This is a genomic window from Luteolibacter arcticus (assembly GCF_025950235.1).
Taxonomy (GTDB): domain Bacteria; phylum Verrucomicrobiota; class Verrucomicrobiia; order Verrucomicrobiales; family Akkermansiaceae; genus Haloferula; species Haloferula arctica.
In genome coordinates, this window is the sequence record NZ_JAPDDT010000007.1 from 173,462 (window position 1) to 188,034 (window position 14,573).

Consider the following 14,573-nt stretch of genomic DNA (forward strand, 5'->3'; position numbering starts at 1 on the left):
TAACGGCCCGCCCCCGGGACGCAAGCCCTGCGGGCCGGAGTTGTAGCCCCGCCGTCCCCAGCCGGGGTCGCAAATCCGTCACCCTGCCCGCGAACCCTCCATGCCAGCGGAAGAATTTAACCACAGATGACACTGATGGACACAGATGAAGGCATGAAGCTGGGGGCTGGGGATCGAGCTGGCTCGGCTCCTCTTCATCCACCCCATTCATCCTGCTCCCCGATTCCCTGCCTTTATCTGTGTCCATCTGCGTCATCTGTGGTTGAAAATGCCTTTCCGCCTTTTCCCTGCCACCTCCCGGTCATTGGAAGAGTTCGAACACGGATTGACGGTTGCGGAAATCGCGGGGTGGCTGTCCATTCCGGGGAGTGGCCGCCGCGGGATTGAAGGAAAAGCTCAGGGAAGTTCCCCATCAGCCGGGCGTGTACCTGATGAAGGACCGCCTCGGCTCGATCATCTACGTGGGCAAGGCGCGTGACCTGCGCAAGCGAATGTCCTCGTATTTCCTCGCCTCGCGGAAAACCCGCGCGGACCTGAAAACCCGCGCGCTGATCGATACGATCGCCGATTTCGAGTTCCACACGGTCCGGAATGAGGCCGAGTCGCTGCTGCTGGAAGGCAAGCTGATCAAGGACTACCGCCCGCGCTACAATGTCGCCTTCCGCGACGACAAGCGGTTCCTGCTGGTGAAGATGCAGCCGTCCGAGCCGTGGCCGCGCTTCGTGCTGACCCGGATGAAAAAGGACGATGGAGCCCGCTACTTCGGCCCCTTCGCCCACTCCGGAGCCCTGCGCGCGACGATTTCCTGGCTCAACCGCAAGTTCGGCCTGCGCGCCTGCCGCCCGCTCAATCCGGGCGAGATCGACTACAAGCACTGCAACGCCGACATCATCCGGAATTGCTCGGCCCCCTGCATCCTGCGGATCACCCGCGAAGCTTACCTTGCCCGGATCGACGAGGCCTGCCTGGTGCTGGAGGGCAGGGGTCGCCGCGAAATCTTCTCCGATCTGGAGGCGGATATGGCCAAGGCCGCCGAGCGCCTCGATTTCGAGAAGGCCGCGCTGCTCCGCGATGTCCTGGACAATCTCCGCAAGACCCTGAACCCGACCCGCCAGTTTACCCGGGGTCGTGGCGTGCCGACGACCGTGAAGCCCACCGAGGATCTCGCCGACCTCGGCGAAGCGCTCGGCCTGCCCGGCCCGCCGCGCGTGATGGAGTGCTTCGACATTTCCAACGTCTCGTCGAATCACATCGTCGCCTCGATGGTGCGCTTCACCAATGGCGCACCGGACAATCAGAACTACCGCCGTTACCGCATCCGCACGGTGGAGGGACAGGACGACTTCGCCTCGATGGCCGAGGTCATCCGCCGCCGCTACTCGCGCATCCTCGGCGAGAATTTCTCCGCCAATCCCGACCTCGCCGAGTCGCAAGAGGATCCTGTGGAAATCCAGCGCCGCCTCGCCAAGGAAGGCCGCGCCAAGATCGTGCTGCCCGACCTGGTCATCGTCGATGGTGGCAAGGGCCAGCTTTCCTCCGCCATGAGGGAACTCCAACAGCTCGGCCTGCACGACCTGCCCGTCATCGGCCTCGCCAAGCAGCGCGAGGAGGTCTTCTTCCCCGGCGAGAGCGACCCGCTGCTCATCCCGCATGACCGCGGCGCGCTGAAGCTCCTCCAGCGCATCCGCGACGAAGCCCACCGCTTCGCCAACGGCTACAACGCCCTGCTCTACCGCCGCCGGATGAAGGAGAGTTTGCTAGACGATTGCCCCGCCGTCTCGCCGAAGAAGAAGCAGGCGCTGCTGCACAAGTTCGGCAGCGTTGATCGCATCCGGAAGGCGAGTGCGAAGGAGATCGCCGCTATCCCCGGCATTTCCGAGAAGTCGGCTGAAGCGATTCTGGAGTGGCTGGGGTGAAGGTCTGACCGCATCCGTGGCAGGATGGCGGGCTAGATTCACTTTGACGAATGGTCGCCTTCAGATGGAACGGCTTTTTCGACGGCGCCCTTATCGGGCGAAAGCAGGTCGGGTGAAAACCTATGAGTTGCCCTGATGGTTTCCAAGTGCACCGCCGGACCGCCTGCGACCCAGCGGTCATCCATTCGCACGCGAAAGGCATAGATCGCATTCTCCCCGTGGTGGAAGCGGTGCTCGCACTCCAGATTGACGACCAAATGGCTCCCCATCTGGAAGAAAGCCCAGAATTTCACCGGGCGGGCTCCCGGGAGCTCAAGCTCGGAAGCATCAAGGAGCTTGCCGGCCTCGCTCCAAATTTGAACGAGAACCGGAAAGCGTCCGGGCCAACGGCCGGGAGCCTCCCAAATCCGAACGCGAATGTCGCCAACACCCTTCCATTCGTGAGTCAGGCTGAAGCTATCAAACAAACGACCTTCCTTCTTCGGATCGGCTGACTTCGTTCCCGACAGGACTTCTTCCTTGGAGAGCACTTCGTTTGATGCCGCGGGAAGCGAAGTCGCGAGAAACAAGGCAAACAAAAGATGGCGCATGGCTTCAGGAGTTATTTGCGGGACAGCCTCTGTGATCTCACATGCTGGGTGCGATCCAATACCGCGTTACGTTGTGGCGATCCTCACCACGATGCGAGGAAAGCTTCGGCTGTCGATTCTCCAGTGGCTGGGACAAAGGAATGCACTGCAGTCTCGCCGCGCACAGGATCGACAAGGCTGAGACGCCCGGCGTAGCCTGATTTCAACCATGAAACTGCTTCCGCCGCCCGGACGATTTCTTCTTCCGGCCTTGTTGGCCTTCGTGCTCGCCGCCTGCGACGGGCGCAAGGAGGTCGTGCAAGGTCAGGTCGCGGAGGCGGACGTCGCCGAGCTCAGCACCCCTTCCGAAAGCGCGGAGCGTCGCCGCGTTCGGGAGTTGTTGGAGGGCGTTGTCATTCCACGGCTCGATTTCGAGAATATCTCCGCGGAAGAGTGTGCGGACTACGTGGCATTTCGGATCAAGGAGATCGCGCCCGCCAAGGCGGTGAAGATCGTGGTTCGCCGACCGATGCCGATTGATGAGGAGGGACGGCCGATATTGCGGGGGCAATTCTGCTACGGCGGGCACACGTGGAAAGCTGAGAGTATCTCTGCGTGGCAGGTCTTGGAGCGCATTGCCAGTGACAACCGGATGTCGGTGGAGGTGGATGAAATGCGGGTGCAACTGATGCCGTTACCGGTGGATGGAGAGCCGATGGCGCTCCTCCGGCCGCTTGAAGAAGACTAATTCGCCCAGCTTGCGCCTTTGGCTGAAGTGGCGGGGATGAGGAGAGAGTCGCCTCTGAAGGTGTGCTCTATTTCATCCCGCTTCACCCCGACGGGGGATCCAGTAACGGGGTTTGCGGCTGGCGTGTGCCACGGCAAGCACCCAGAGCGTTTCGCCACGGACCATGTTGGGCAGGTAATAAGGAAATACCCTGAGATTGATGCGCCGGTGAGCGTCCGCCCGATGACGGTAGAGTTCGGAGGTGGTCGGCAATCCATAGAACGCACCGGTCGACCTCGTCCTTGAAGCGTTGGCCAAGTCCCGCACGGGCCTCCTCGTAGTATGAGATCGCGTCGAGGAACTCCATCTGTGCTTCCCCGACAAACCGGATGTTCATGGAACCAGCCGTTGCTCTGCCGACCGCATGACCTCGGAATAGGAAACGCCGGCCTCCCGTCCTTCATCGATGGCGCGGATTCGGTCGGCGATTTCGGTGTCCCACGCTTCGGCGGCCCCCGAGTCCGCGGTCGAGTCCACGCTTTCCATCAGCAATTCCGCCAACGCCAGTTTTTGCCGTGGCGGCAAATCCATGGCGTCCTTGGTGACTTGGTCGAGGGCGGCTCCCATCGGAGAGAAGGTCGCAAACAGGTGGCCGCAGGTCAAGGACGCCTCCACGCAACCGTTGACGATCCGGCCGGGGAGTGGCAGGAAGCAGCCCCTATGATTCCCGAGGACGACAAGGAACCGGCCGCCGCCGTGGAGGATGAATTTTCCGACGCCGCTTCCGCCGACGCCGATCCCTACTCCGAGCTGGAGGCGGACGTGCTCAAGTGGAAGGAGCTGGCGGTCCGCACCGCGGCCGATCTGGACAATTTCCGCAAGCGCTCCGCCCGCGAGCGCGAGGAGGCGATGCGCTATGCCAACCAAGGCCTGCTGGAAGACCTGCTGCCGGTCATCGACAACTTCGAGATGGGCATGTTGGCCGCCTCGCAGGACAAGAGTTCGATGATCTACATCGGCATGGACATGGTCCGCCGGCAGTTGAACGACTTCCTTTCCGCCCAAGGCGTGACGGAGATCCCGGCCGACGGGAAGACCTTCGACCCCAACGTCCACGAGGCAGTCTCGCAGGAAGCCTGTGAGCCGGCCCAGGATGGCAAGGTGCTGCGCGTGCACCGCCGCGGCTTCATGCTGCGCGACCGCTTGCTGCGCCCCGCCGTGGTGGTGGTGGGCAAAGTGGCATCCCCGGAAACCGACGGAGAGGAAGGCTGACGATGACGACGAAGCGCGATTATTACGAGATCCTCGGCGTCGCCCGCGACGCGAGCGCGGAGGAGATCAAGAAGGCCTACCGCAAGCTCGCGGTGAAGTTCCACCCGGACAAGAACCCGGGCGACCACGCGGCCGAGGAGAAATTCAAGGAGCTGGGCGAGGCCTACGAGGCGCTCAGCGATGCCGACAAGCGGGCTGCATACGATCGGTTCGGGCATGCTGCCTTTGGTGGTGGCGGCGGCGGTGGGGGAGGCGGCGGTGGCTTCCATGATCCCATGGACCTGTTCTCGCAGGTCTTCGGCAGCGCCTTTGGTGGCGGCTTCGAGGAATTCTTCGGCGGTGGACGCCGCCAGCGGACGGGCAAGCAGCGCGGCAGCGACCTGCGCTACGATCTGGAGATCACGCTGGAAGAAGCAGCCCGCGGTTCGGAAAAGGAGCTCGAGATCGAGCACTATGGCCCGTGCGGCACATGCCACTCCAGCGGCTCGAAAAGCGGCGGCGGCACCAAGCCCTGCACCACCTGCGGTGGACGCGGCGTGGTCGCCCGGCAGGCTGGCATCTTCATCCAACAGACGACTTGCCCGGAATGCCGAGGCGCCGGTGAATCGGTGGCCGATCCCTGCAACTCGTGTGGCGGCGACGGTCGCACTCACAAAACCAGCCGGATCAAGATCCGCATCCCGGCCGGCGTGGAAGACGGTACCCGCCTGCGCTCGACCGGCAACGGCGACGCGGGCGTCCGCGGCGGCGCGGCCGGTGATCTCTATGTCTTCCTCCATGTGAAGGCGCACGACGTCTTCGAGCGCGACGGCAATGACCTCTTTTGCGAGGTGCCGATGCCCTTCAGCACCGCGGCCCTCGGCGGCGAGCTGGAGGTGCCGACGCTCGATGGCAAGGCCTCGATCAAGATTCCCGCTGGCACCCAGGGTGGCACGGTGTTCCGCCTGCGCGACCGCGGCGTGCCCGCGCTTTCCGGCGGCAAGAAGGGCGACCTCCACGTCCGCGTGCAGGTCGAAGTGCCGACCAAGCTCAACGGCGAGCAGCAGGACAAGCTCCGCGCCTTCTCCGAATCGATCGGCCAGCACAATTCCCCGATGCAGGAGGGCTTTTTCAAGAAGGCCCGCCGCTTCTTCGATCTCTGACGGCATGGCGCGCTTCTTCCTCGCACCGGAGTGTTGGGGCGGCGCGGCCGTCCTCACCGGCGACGAGGCAAAGCACGCCGCCCAAGTCCTGCGCCTGCGCCGCGGGGACCGGATCACGGTCTTCGACGGCGGGGGGCGTTCGGCGTCTGCGGAGATCCTCGACGTTTCGAAGAGCGAGGTCCGCCTGTCCATTGGCGACGTGGTCCAGCGTCCACCGCTGCGGCCGCGGATTCACCTCGTGCAAGCGGTGCCGAAGGGCAAGACGATGGACCTGATCGTCCAGAAAGCCGTCGAGCTCGGCGTCGCCTCGATCCAGCCGCTCATCACCCGCCGCACCGTGGTGCAGGTGGAGGCGGACGATGCCGACCGCAAATCTTCCAAGTGGCAGCGGGTCGCGCTCGAAGCCTGCAAGCAGTGCGGCCAGGATCTGCTGCCGGTGGTCGAGCCTGCCCGCAGCTTTGCCGATTGGCTGCCGCACTGCGGGGGCGGGCTGAAGGTCATCGCCTCGCTTTTTCCCGGTGCCCGGCCGCTCCGCGACATCCTGCGATCCGGCGAGATGCCGGAAGATGTGACACTTCTCGTTGGTCCGGAAGGGGATTTCACGGCGGAGGAAGGCGAGTCAGCCCTCGCGGCAGGCTTCCAACCTGCCAGCCTCGGCGAGATTATTCTCCGGGCGGAAACGGCGGCATTTTTTGGGATTTCGGCCCTCCGTTACGAATTTTCGGCAGCCTGAACGTCAATGAATTCGGATAATTTGTAAAAATTATCATTTGATTGTTAGGCTTTACTAAATATAAGACGCGGCGTGCTGTCCCACTCGACCAGATATTTCTGGCCGTTGCATGTCGTGTCCGCGAGTTGCCTGATGGCGGCTTTCGCGGCGGATGCGCCGGTCCCGACGCGAGGCTTTGAGGTCGATACCTCAAGCCGAAATGACGTCGTCGCGTTCTATCATTCCATCTATCAGGCGTCCGAAGGCTACCAGAACCGGGTGGCCTGGACCGGCAACTACACTTCGACCGCGGCTGGCGCCGAAGGCACGACCTCGGCGGTCTTCGCGGGCGATGTCGAGCGGCGCCTGAACTACCACCGGGCGCTCGCCGGGGTGCCGGCCACCGTGCGAGTCAATACCGGCTCGACCGTCAACATCCTGGCGGCCGATCCATACAAGCCGGATCCTTCCACCACGAAGGCCGCGGCGGCACAGCGCTCGGCGCTGATGATCGTGCGGACCTATCCGAACAACGGCGGTCTCAGTCACACCCCGCCGCAGACCAACACCGCGTGGACCGCGGCTGCATGGAATGCCAACAAGAATGGCAACCTGGCGCTCGGCTTCTACGGCCCCGGCGCGGTCGATGCCTACGTGCAAGAGAACGTGATCGGCATCTCGAATTGGAACGTGGATGTCGGCCACCGTCGCTGGCTTCTGAGCCACTGGTCCACGGATTTCGCCACCGGTGACACGCCCGGTTCCTTCAACGGAACCACGGTGCGCCCGCCATCGAATGCGATGTACGTGGTGCCCAAGCAGACCGACGTGGACTTCGACGTCGACCCGCTTTTCCACACTTATCCGGCCGCCGGGTTCTTCCCCGCGGAGCACAATTCGCCGTATTGGTCGCTGTCGTTTCCCGGCGCCGACTTTTCCGCGGCGTCGGTGACGATGCGCGATGCGGCGATGAATGTGGTGCCGGTGACGGTGGTCTCCCGGCGCACCGGCTACGGCGACAATTCGATCGTGTGGCAAGTGCCCACCACGGTGTCGGTCTTTTCGGTCGCGTCGGACACCACCTACCATATCACGGTCGCGAATATCCAAGGCACGGATGTGCCCGCACAGCACAGCTATCAGGTCACGCTGATCGATCCGGACAAGCTCAACCAAAGCGGGCTGGTCGCCGGCGAAAGTTCTCCAACCGTGAGCGCGACCTATCAGGTCAGCGGACTTCAGGGAGTGGAGCAAGTCGAGGCCGGCATGTTCCAGCGCAAGGCCGCCACGTGGACCGAGGGCGGGGAGGATAGTCCGGCTCCGAAAGTCATCACCCAGACCAGTAGCAGCTATCCCTTCCGTGCCGCGGTCGCGGGCTACGTGAAAAGCGGGACGAAGGCATTCCGCCTGACCTTTCCCACGCGCTACGATCCGCTGATCAATGGCGTGCCCCAGCAGTCTTTCGAGCTCGACCGCGAGATCGTGTCGGGCGCTGCCACCTCGCTGAAATTCCAGTATCGGCGCGGGCTGATGACCGCCGCTTCCAAGCTCGCCGTGGAAAGCTCCGCCGATGGCGGGGTGACTTGGTCCACGCTCACCACGCTATCCGGTCTCGGTGGCACCGGTGACTCGGCTTTCCAGTCTTCGACGCTCCCGCTGACTGCGTCCGCCACACCGCTGCGCGTGCGGTTCCGCTTCTACCTCTCCGATCCCAGCGCGGCGCTCTATGCCCACGAGGACTACCTGACCCTCGCGACCGGTGTCTTCATCGACGATATCACGGTGTCCGGCGGCGATTGGCTGGAGCCCGCAGGCTTCGTGAAGTCGGCGGGTCTCACGTCCTTCACCTTCAGTTCCGCGACCGCCGGGGTCGCCATCGCCACCGGCCAGACGTGGTGGCTGCGCGCGCGCGCCCATCTCGGCGGCAAGGCGTTCCCGTGGGGGGCGGCAAAGGTCGTCACGCCGCGCGGGCCGCTTGAACTCAGCGGCAGCACCACGGTGCCGGTGACCGGGGCGAATTACTGCTTCATCCCCGATCCCGCGGCCACCTCGTATCGCTTCGAGGTCGCAGCACCGGGAGGAAGCGCATGGACCGAGGGTGCTGAAACCTCACCGGCCCCGCAAATTTCCACGCAGATCTCTGCTTCCTATTCCATCTACAGCACGACCACCGGCTACCGGAAGAGCGGGTCCCGTGCGTTCCGGCTCGGACTCGCCACGACCAGCGATCAGGAGGACCTCTTCACGATCACGCGCGACACGACTCCAAGCGTCACCAGCGCCCTGACGTTCTGGACCCGCCGGGGGACGATGGCGACGACGAATCGCTTGCACGCCGAGCTCTCCTCCGATGGCGGCAGCACCTGGACTTCGATCTGGAATCTGCCGGGCAAGACCACGGCCGACGCGGCGGTCACCCTCCAGAGCGTGTCGCTGGCGGCGTGGGCGGGAACTTCGGTGAAACTCCGATTTGCCCTCCGCAATACCAGCGGTTCCAATCTCACGTGGAATGCCACGAAATCCGGTGTCTGGATCGACGACATCACGGTCACCGCGCCCTCCTTGGTCCTGTGGTCGAGTGAAACCGCGGTGGCCGCCGGTACCCCGATGGTCTGCCTGAATCCGATCACCGCCGGTCGGCCCCTGGTCGCAGGGCAGCCCCTTCAACTCCGCATGCGAGCCATGAATGGCGCCACGCCGGGAGCTTGGGGGCCGGCCTTGATGGTCACGCCCTCGGGGGCGGCGGGGGTCCTCACCGGCTTCGCCGCCTTCAAGGCCTACCTGTATCCGGCAGTGGACCTCGCCTTCGAAGCGGATGCCGATGGCGACGGACTTGCCGACGGTGTCGAGTATGCATTCTCCACCGATCCCACGACGCCAACGGCCGCGTCCGATACGGTCTCGCTCACGGCCGCTCTTTTCGAGATCTCGCGCGACCTGCCGACGGAACACGGTGACGTGGACTACAAGGCCGAGTGGTCCGATGACCTGCACGTGTGGTCCCGCGCAGGCGTCGGGGTGCGCGTCGAGGGTGGCAAGATCATCGCCAGTGTGCCGCTTGGCGGGTCGCCGTCCCGCATGATGCGCTGGGTGGTGGTGGAGAAATGACGGCTCAGCGCTGGCACTTGGGGCACCAGTAGGTCGAGCGTTGGCCCATCACCGCATGGCGAATCACCGTGCTGCACACGCGGCACGGCTCGCCCTTCCGCTCATAGACGAACAGCGACTGGCTGAAGTAACCTGGCTCGCCATCCGAGTTCAGGAAGTCGCGCAGGGTTGTGCCGCCTTGTTCGATCGACTCGGCGAGCACCTTGCGGACCGCCGCGACCAGTTTTGCCAGCCGTGGCTTGGTCACCTTCGATGCGGGTGTGGCCGGCCGGATACCGGCGCGGAAGAGTGCCTCGCTGGCGTAGATGTTGCCCACGCCGACGACGACCTTCGGGTCCATGATCGCCAGCTTGATGGCGACGATTCGCCCGGCGCAGGCCTTCGCCAGAAGCGCGGTGGTGAAATCCTTGTCGAGCGGCTCCGGTCCTAGGCCTTGCAGCAGCGGATGGTCCATCGGGTTTCCCTCCGGCAAGTGCAGGAAGATTCCAAAGCGCCGCGGATCGTGAAAACGAAGCTGCTTTCCCGTGTCCAAGGTCAGCGCCACGTGGTCGTGCTTCTTGAAAGCCGACGCGGGATCGGCAAGCCGCAGGCTGCCAGACATACCGAGATGCACCAGCAGGCCGCCACCCTGCTCAAGATCGAAGAGCAGGTACTTCGCCCGTCTTTGCACGGACTTGAACCGCTCACCGGCGATGGAGTCGAGCGATTCCGAAACCGGTTGCCGCAGCCCTCGGTGACGGACGATCACCTCGGTGACCTGGTGTCCGACGAGGTGGGGTTCGACCCCGCGGCGGGTGGTTTCGACTTCGGGCAGCTCCGGCATGCGGGCTCATTCTAACCGCGGGGGCGGTTCGTCCATGGGAAAAATCCGGGATGCGGATGGATGGATGGGCATGAAGGCGGTGCCCCGCCGTTTTGTAGCGGATGGGCTGCGCCCTTGCGGCGGGGCGGGGCTTCTCCGGTGATCGTCACTCCGATTCGTTTGGCGCACCGTCCCCCGCCGGAACGACGAAGTCGTCCCGCCACGAGAAACACGAATGGGCGAGCGGCGCAGACCGCTTTCAATCCCCACACGGGCTCTTCCGTCGGGGTTCCCGGAAAAGTCATGCTGCCGCCTTGAAATCCTCCGCGGTCTCTCCAACATGTTTTGCTCATGGACCGTGAAGCCTTCGCCCTGCCGGACGGCAACCTCTTTTCCGCCTGGGATCTTCGCTTCGGCGATTGGGAGCGGCGGCGGCAGAGTCGGCCCTCGTTCGTCCACTTGCCGGATGGCAGCGTGAAGTCCGGTTCGGTCAGCTACACCACGGAATCGGCGTCGATCCGCTTCTGCGCGTCGAACGGACCGCTCACGACCGGCGTGACCGGGCAGCTCTCGTCCGGCGACGAGCGGTTCTACCAGGTGACCGTCGTCGCCATCGAGTGGAAGGCGGACCACCTGTGCGTCACTGGCACGGCGGTCCGGAACTTCGATTTTTCCGTGCCGCAGTGATCGGGATCAGCCGGCGTGGATGATGCCGCGCTCGCCCTCGAGTTCGACCGGACTGATCGACTCGCAGGGGACCTGCATCTTTTGGAACCACTCGGCGAGCGCCTGGCGGTCGGGGGCTTCCATCACGCAGAAGAGCGTGCCTTCGGAGAGATTGAGGAAGCTCCGGTAGGGCTGCACGACGGGATCGCTGAGCGCGGCGGTGGCGAGTTGATTGACTTGATCCCGGCTGATCGCACCGGGCGGGACCTTATGGCTGCTCATATAGGTTGGCATGGTGTTCCTCCTTTCGCGGGAGAGTGAACATGGCGCGGGAGCATGGCGCTTGGCAAACCGGAAAGCGCTCGCGGCGCGCGTGACAGGCGCGAGGGGGCTTGCCTACGCTCGGCCCACGATGATCGCGCCGGAGCATTTTGGATCGGAGATCATGAAGTACGTTCTCCTCGGGGAAGACGGAGCCAGCGCGGAGGAAAAGCTCTCCGGCTACACGGGCGTGGTCCCGTGGAGCTACCTGCGTCCGCACTGCCAGAATGGCGTGCTGTATTTCTTGGATCCGGCGCTGGCGCTCACCGACGTCGGCGCGGCAATCGCGCGCAACGAGTCCACTAAAGTGGAAGCGTGGCTGAAGTCCGGCGATCTGGTGAAGTTGGGCGAGGTCCACTCCGTGCAGTGGGAGAAGGAGTCCCCGGAGTTCGAGTCGCTGGTCGTCTCGCCCTTCGTGCTCTGCCGGCCGGTGGCCTGGTAAGGCCTGTTACCGCCGCTTCCTCCGGACAAGAAGCACGCCCGCACCCGCCAGCACCAGGCACGACGGCTCCGGAATGGAAGCGGGCTCCACCCAGGTTCTCACAATCTGGTCGGTCGTGCCTTCGCTGCTCGTCCAATCCGGAAATTCCGGCGAGGAGAGAAAGTAGCGCTCGCCGGCAGCATAGCCGCCGAGGCCGTCACCTGCCCAGGCGAAGGCGGGCATGCCCGTGCCGACTGGCGGCGCATCCGGCGCACCAAGCGCGATCGCAAACGTGTCACCTACGCCGAAGTGAAGGTCCCAACTCCGCACATCCACCGAGACCATCACCAGATCGAAGAGACCGCTGCTCGCGATGGAACTGGCCGCGATGGTGATGGTCATCAGGGGCGCACCCTCAGGCGCGCCGTCGGCATTCAGGATGCTGAGGACGAGGTCTCCCGTGGCCCCTGACTGACGGCTCAGCCACAGATCGACCCGCGACAAATAGCCCTCCACCCCGGCTGTGATCGTCTGCGCCATGTAGATGTCTTCGACACTCTCGCCGGTATCCACTGGACCCACCACGGAAGGAAGACCGCCTTCCTCCGTGGAGCCGGTGACTTGATCGACAATGGCCGTCGCGGAAAATGCCGGAGTGACGAGGGCGATCAGGGCGGCTAACAGGAGCTTCATGAAGTCGCGACGCTGGCTGACCGCCCTACCGACGACAATCCCAATCGCTGCGGAACCTGGACCGACACGAGAGTGCGGCCGCTACTCGCCTTTCACCAGGAACACGATCTCGCCTTTCGGCGGATGCACTTGGAAATGCGCGAGGAGCTCGGCCGCGGTGCCGCGGTGGTAGGTCTCGAATTTCTTGGTGAGTTCGCGGGCCACGCAGCACGGGGCATCCGGAAGTTTTTCCGCGAGCAGTTCCAGCGTCGAGAGCAGGCGGTGAGGGGACTCGAAGAAGATACTCGTGCCCTCGATGGACAGCGACTCCTCCAGCACCGAGAGCCGCTTGCCCTTCTTGATCGGCAGGAAGCCGAGGAAGCGGAAGGCGTGGACTGGAAAGCCCGAGCCGACCAGTGCCGTCAGCACGGCCGAGGGACCGGGCAGCACTTCGAAGGGGATGCCTTGCTCGATGCAGGCCTGCACCACGCGGTAGCCCGGATCGGAAACGGCGGGCATGCCGGCGTCCGTGACCATCGCCACCGTCTCGCCGCCGCGCACGGCGTCAAGCAACTCCGGCAAACGTCGTACTTCGTTGTGATCGTGCAGCGAGACCAGCGGCTTGCCGGTGATGCCGAGCTTCGAGAGCAGCGGCGCGGAATGGCGCGTGTCTTCGCAGGCGATGCGGTTGGCCTCCTTCAACACCTCGATGGCCCGCAGCGTGATGTCGCCCATGTTGCCGATGGGCGTGGGGACGAGGACGAAGCGGCCGGGAGTGCTCATGCGTGATGGGAAGATGACGGGATGCCGAAGGTGAAGCGAGAGGATCTCCGTCAGGTTTGCCGGTGGAATTCAACCGCAGATGAATGGGATGGTCTCTTCTTCTTCGTCCCAACGGGACGGCTCATAATAGCCCGGCACGAAAGTGCCGGGTCTCGTCGGTCGAGCGCGTCGTGTCCCAACGGGACACTTCATGCGTCTTGAGGCTGTCTTGTTAGGGGGGCTCCGGAGGCCAGGCTTGAGGGCTTTGCGCCGTGGCTCGAAGGGCCACTACTTGCCTTGCCAATACCCGGACTCCTCCCCGCATGAGGCGTCCCGTTGGGACGCGGTCGGTTTAACCTGCCCTCCCGGCACTTCGTGCCGGGCTATTATGAGCCGTCCCGTTGGGACGAAGAAGGCAGTTTATAAAAGGCTGGCATTTTAACCGATTCAAACCGAATCGGCATTTTAACCGAGTCGCATTAGAGAGGATGCCAAAATCCGCTCACTTGAAGAAGTCCTGTCTGATGATTTTCCCAGTCGCTGGATCAATCTCACAACGATATGACGAGAACGAATTCACAACCAAGGGGGAGCGTGATGACACGCGGTAGTAATAATCTTCCGAATTGTCCCCTGTCGGGAGTTCTGCTTTCCACAGCACAATGCCAGCGGGCGAGTAACAGAAGAGATTAGTGCCCTTGGGAGCGTTTCGAACCTCTTGAATGTCGAGAATCGGCCCTTTCAAACCTGAGAACTGATCCATAAGAACGATTACTCCCCATCTGACGGTGAAGGCTTCTCGAATCGGCGAAGGCATTTTAACTGCCTTGCCGTCGATTTGTAATTGCGATCCGTTGTAGGTAATATTCATCGTAAGCTTGCGGCGGGATGCCGAAGCTACGGCTCAGAACCCGTTCGCCAGTCGCGAGACCATCGACTCGCTGGCGCGTTCGAGCGCGTCGGGCAGGGCGTTGGTGCGGGAGGTCTGCAGGTTGGTGTCCACGAAGAAGCGGCTGGTGCCGGTGGAGCTGCCGGATGCGAGCACCTTCGAGCGGTCGCGGGCATCGGTGAGTTTCCAGTTCAGGATCACCGTGTTTTGGAGTTCCTCGGGACGCAGCGTGTCGAGGCGGGTGCTGCGCAGCGGCGTGTATTCGATGCGGTGGACGGTGCCTTCCAGCACTGCGTCCGCCTTCTCGTCGGTGGTGATGCGGTAGGTGCCATCGAGCACCACGGCATCCGCCGCCGCGCTGGTGGCCAGGGCCTCGGCGCGGGGATGCAGGGTGTCGTTTTGGAACATCGGGATGGTGATGTTCTTCACGTCGCGCAGGACGGCCGGCTTGGCTCCGCCGAGCTGGTAGCCGGCGCAGGAGCTGAAGGCGAGGGCGGTGAGGAGGAGAAGGAGCGGGCGCATTGGGAGATCAGGTGGATTGGGTTAATTGGGTGATTGGGTCAATTGGGCGACGGGTCTCTGGAATCCCTGATT

16 protein-coding genes are annotated in these 14,573 nt (G+C 63.7%); 8 read left to right on the top strand and 8 right to left on the bottom strand.

Features of this window, described 5'->3' with window-relative positions; all coding sequences use genetic code 11:
• Positions 1–368: 368 nt before the first annotated feature.
• Positions 369–1,916 carry an excinuclease ABC subunit UvrC gene (locus tag OKA05_RS16750; RefSeq protein WP_264488324.1) on the top strand — a complete coding sequence of 516 codons (1,548 nt, stop codon included), beginning with the start codon at positions 369–371 and terminating at the stop codon, positions 1,914–1,916.
• Positions 1,917–1,954: 38 nt separating this feature from the next.
• Here the strand turns inward: OKA05_RS16750 and OKA05_RS16755 are convergent, their stop codons facing one another.
• Complete coding sequence (locus OKA05_RS16755) at positions 1,955–2,506, bottom strand: hypothetical protein (protein ID WP_264488325.1); 552 nt, start codon at positions 2,504–2,506, stop codon at positions 1,955–1,957.
• A gap of 208 nt (positions 2,507–2,714) precedes the next feature.
• Between OKA05_RS16755 and OKA05_RS16760 the strand changes: the two genes are divergently transcribed.
• Complete coding sequence (locus OKA05_RS16760) at positions 2,715–3,233, top strand: hypothetical protein (RefSeq protein WP_264488326.1); 519 nt, start codon at positions 2,715–2,717, stop codon at positions 3,231–3,233.
• A gap of 372 nt (positions 3,234–3,605) precedes the next feature.
• On the opposite strand, the gene OKA05_RS16765 is transcribed toward OKA05_RS16760, so the two are convergent.
• Positions 3,606–3,839 carry an addiction module protein gene (locus OKA05_RS16765; RefSeq protein WP_264488327.1) on the bottom strand — a complete coding sequence of 78 codons (234 nt, stop codon included), beginning with the start codon at positions 3,837–3,839 and terminating at the stop codon, positions 3,606–3,608.
• Positions 3,840–3,932: 93 nt separating this feature from the next.
• On the opposite strand from OKA05_RS16765, the gene grpE reads away from it, so the two are divergent.
• The 4 genes from grpE (at position 3,933) to OKA05_RS16785 (ending at position 9,446) form a co-directional block, all read left to right on the top strand.
• Positions 3,933–4,484 carry a nucleotide exchange factor GrpE gene (gene grpE, locus OKA05_RS16770; protein WP_264488328.1) on the top strand — a complete coding sequence of 184 codons (552 nt, stop codon included), beginning with the start codon at positions 3,933–3,935 and terminating at the stop codon, positions 4,482–4,484.
• A 2-nt stretch (positions 4,485–4,486) separates the two neighbouring features.
• Positions 4,487–5,626: a molecular chaperone DnaJ gene (dnaJ, locus tag OKA05_RS16775; protein ID WP_264488329.1), complete on the top strand. Its 1,140-nt coding sequence runs from the start codon at positions 4,487–4,489 to the stop codon at positions 5,624–5,626.
• Positions 5,627–5,630: 4 nt separating this feature from the next.
• Complete coding sequence (locus OKA05_RS16780) at positions 5,631–6,359, top strand: 16S rRNA (uracil(1498)-N(3))-methyltransferase (RefSeq protein ID WP_264488330.1); 729 nt, start codon at positions 5,631–5,633, stop codon at positions 6,357–6,359.
• Between the two features lie 114 nt (positions 6,360–6,473).
• Positions 6,474–9,446, top strand: coding sequence for a thrombospondin type 3 repeat-containing protein (locus OKA05_RS16785; protein WP_264488331.1), 2,973 nt, complete (start codon positions 6,474–6,476; stop codon positions 9,444–9,446).
• Positions 9,447–9,450: 4 nt separating this feature from the next.
• Here OKA05_RS16785 and mutM read toward each other — a convergent pair whose 3' ends face one another.
• The gene (mutM, locus tag OKA05_RS16790) at positions 9,451–10,269 is read right to left on the bottom strand and encodes a bifunctional DNA-formamidopyrimidine glycosylase/DNA-(apurinic or apyrimidinic site) lyase (RefSeq protein ID WP_264488332.1); all 819 of its coding nucleotides are present in this window, start codon (positions 10,267–10,269) and stop codon (positions 9,451–9,453) included.
• A 330-nt stretch (positions 10,270–10,599) separates the two neighbouring features.
• Here mutM and OKA05_RS16795 point away from each other — a divergent pair, with 330 nt between their 5' ends.
• The gene (locus OKA05_RS16795; protein ID WP_264488333.1) at positions 10,600–10,935 is read left to right on the top strand and encodes a hypothetical protein; all 336 of its coding nucleotides are present in this window, start codon (positions 10,600–10,602) and stop codon (positions 10,933–10,935) included.
• A 6-nt stretch (positions 10,936–10,941) separates the two neighbouring features.
• Here the strand turns inward: OKA05_RS16795 and OKA05_RS16800 are convergent, their stop codons facing one another.
• Complete coding sequence (locus tag OKA05_RS16800; protein WP_264488334.1) at positions 10,942–11,208, bottom strand: nickel-binding protein; 267 nt, start codon at positions 11,206–11,208, stop codon at positions 10,942–10,944.
• Between the two features lie 151 nt (positions 11,209–11,359).
• On the opposite strand from OKA05_RS16800, the gene OKA05_RS16805 reads away from it, so the two are divergent.
• Entirely contained in the window at positions 11,360–11,677 is a 318-nt protein-coding gene (locus tag OKA05_RS16805; protein ID WP_264488335.1) for a DUF2288 family protein, read from the top strand.
• A 6-nt stretch (positions 11,678–11,683) separates the two neighbouring features.
• Here the strand turns inward: OKA05_RS16805 and OKA05_RS16810 are convergent, their stop codons facing one another.
• The 4 genes from OKA05_RS16810 to lptE form a co-directional block, all read right to left on the bottom strand.
• The gene (locus OKA05_RS16810) at positions 11,684–12,349 is read right to left on the bottom strand and encodes a hypothetical protein (RefSeq protein ID WP_264488336.1); all 666 of its coding nucleotides are present in this window, start codon (positions 12,347–12,349) and stop codon (positions 11,684–11,686) included.
• 81 nt (positions 12,350–12,430) lie between these two features.
• A complete protein-coding gene (gene rsmI, locus OKA05_RS16815) occupies positions 12,431–13,111 on the bottom strand; it encodes a 16S rRNA (cytidine(1402)-2'-O)-methyltransferase (protein WP_264488337.1) in 681 nt (226 codons plus the stop codon).
• Between the two features lie 481 nt (positions 13,112–13,592).
• Positions 13,593–13,961 (bottom strand): DUF7957 family protein, encoded by a 369-nt coding sequence (locus OKA05_RS16820; protein ID WP_264488338.1) that lies wholly within the window; start codon positions 13,959–13,961, stop codon positions 13,593–13,595.
• A gap of 33 nt (positions 13,962–13,994) precedes the next feature.
• Complete coding sequence (lptE, locus tag OKA05_RS16825; RefSeq protein ID WP_264488339.1) at positions 13,995–14,501, bottom strand: LPS assembly lipoprotein LptE; 507 nt, start codon at positions 14,499–14,501, stop codon at positions 13,995–13,997.
• Positions 14,502–14,573: the final 72 nt, after the last annotated feature.

Bases quoted from the DNA above. Each gene is read 5' to 3' on its own strand.
- OKA05_RS16755 (WP_264488325.1), bottom strand. From the start codon at position 2,506: ATGCGCCATCTTTTGTTTGCCTTGTTTCTCGCGACTTCGCTTCCCGCG.
- OKA05_RS16760 (WP_264488326.1), top strand. From the start codon at position 2,715: ATGAAACTGCTTCCGCCGCCCGGACGATTTCTTCTTCCGGCCTTGTTG.
- OKA05_RS16765 (WP_264488327.1), bottom strand. From the start codon at position 3,839: ATGGGAGCCGCCCTCGACCAAGTCACCAAGGACGCCATGGATTTGCCG.
- grpE (WP_264488328.1), top strand. From the start codon at position 3,933: ATGATTCCCGAGGACGACAAGGAACCGGCCGCCGCCGTGGAGGATGAA.
- dnaJ (WP_264488329.1), top strand. From the start codon at position 4,487: ATGACGACGAAGCGCGATTATTACGAGATCCTCGGCGTCGCCCGCGAC.
- OKA05_RS16780 (WP_264488330.1), top strand. From the start codon at position 5,631: ATGGCGCGCTTCTTCCTCGCACCGGAGTGTTGGGGCGGCGCGGCCGTC.
- mutM (WP_264488332.1), bottom strand. From the start codon at position 10,269: ATGCCGGAGCTGCCCGAAGTCGAAACCACCCGCCGCGGGGTCGAACCC.
- OKA05_RS16795 (WP_264488333.1), top strand. From the start codon at position 10,600: ATGGACCGTGAAGCCTTCGCCCTGCCGGACGGCAACCTCTTTTCCGCC.
- OKA05_RS16800 (WP_264488334.1), bottom strand. From the start codon at position 11,208: ATGCCAACCTATATGAGCAGCCATAAGGTCCCGCCCGGTGCGATCAGC.
- OKA05_RS16805 (WP_264488335.1), top strand. From the start codon at position 11,360: ATGAAGTACGTTCTCCTCGGGGAAGACGGAGCCAGCGCGGAGGAAAAG.
- OKA05_RS16810 (WP_264488336.1), bottom strand. From the start codon at position 12,349: ATGAAGCTCCTGTTAGCCGCCCTGATCGCCCTCGTCACTCCGGCATTT.
- rsmI (WP_264488337.1), bottom strand. From the start codon at position 13,111: ATGAGCACTCCCGGCCGCTTCGTCCTCGTCCCCACGCCCATCGGCAAC.
- OKA05_RS16820 (WP_264488338.1), bottom strand. From the start codon at position 13,961: ATGAATATTACCTACAACGGATCGCAATTACAAATCGACGGCAAGGCA.
- lptE (WP_264488339.1), bottom strand. From the start codon at position 14,501: ATGCGCCCGCTCCTTCTCCTCCTCACCGCCCTCGCCTTCAGCTCCTGC.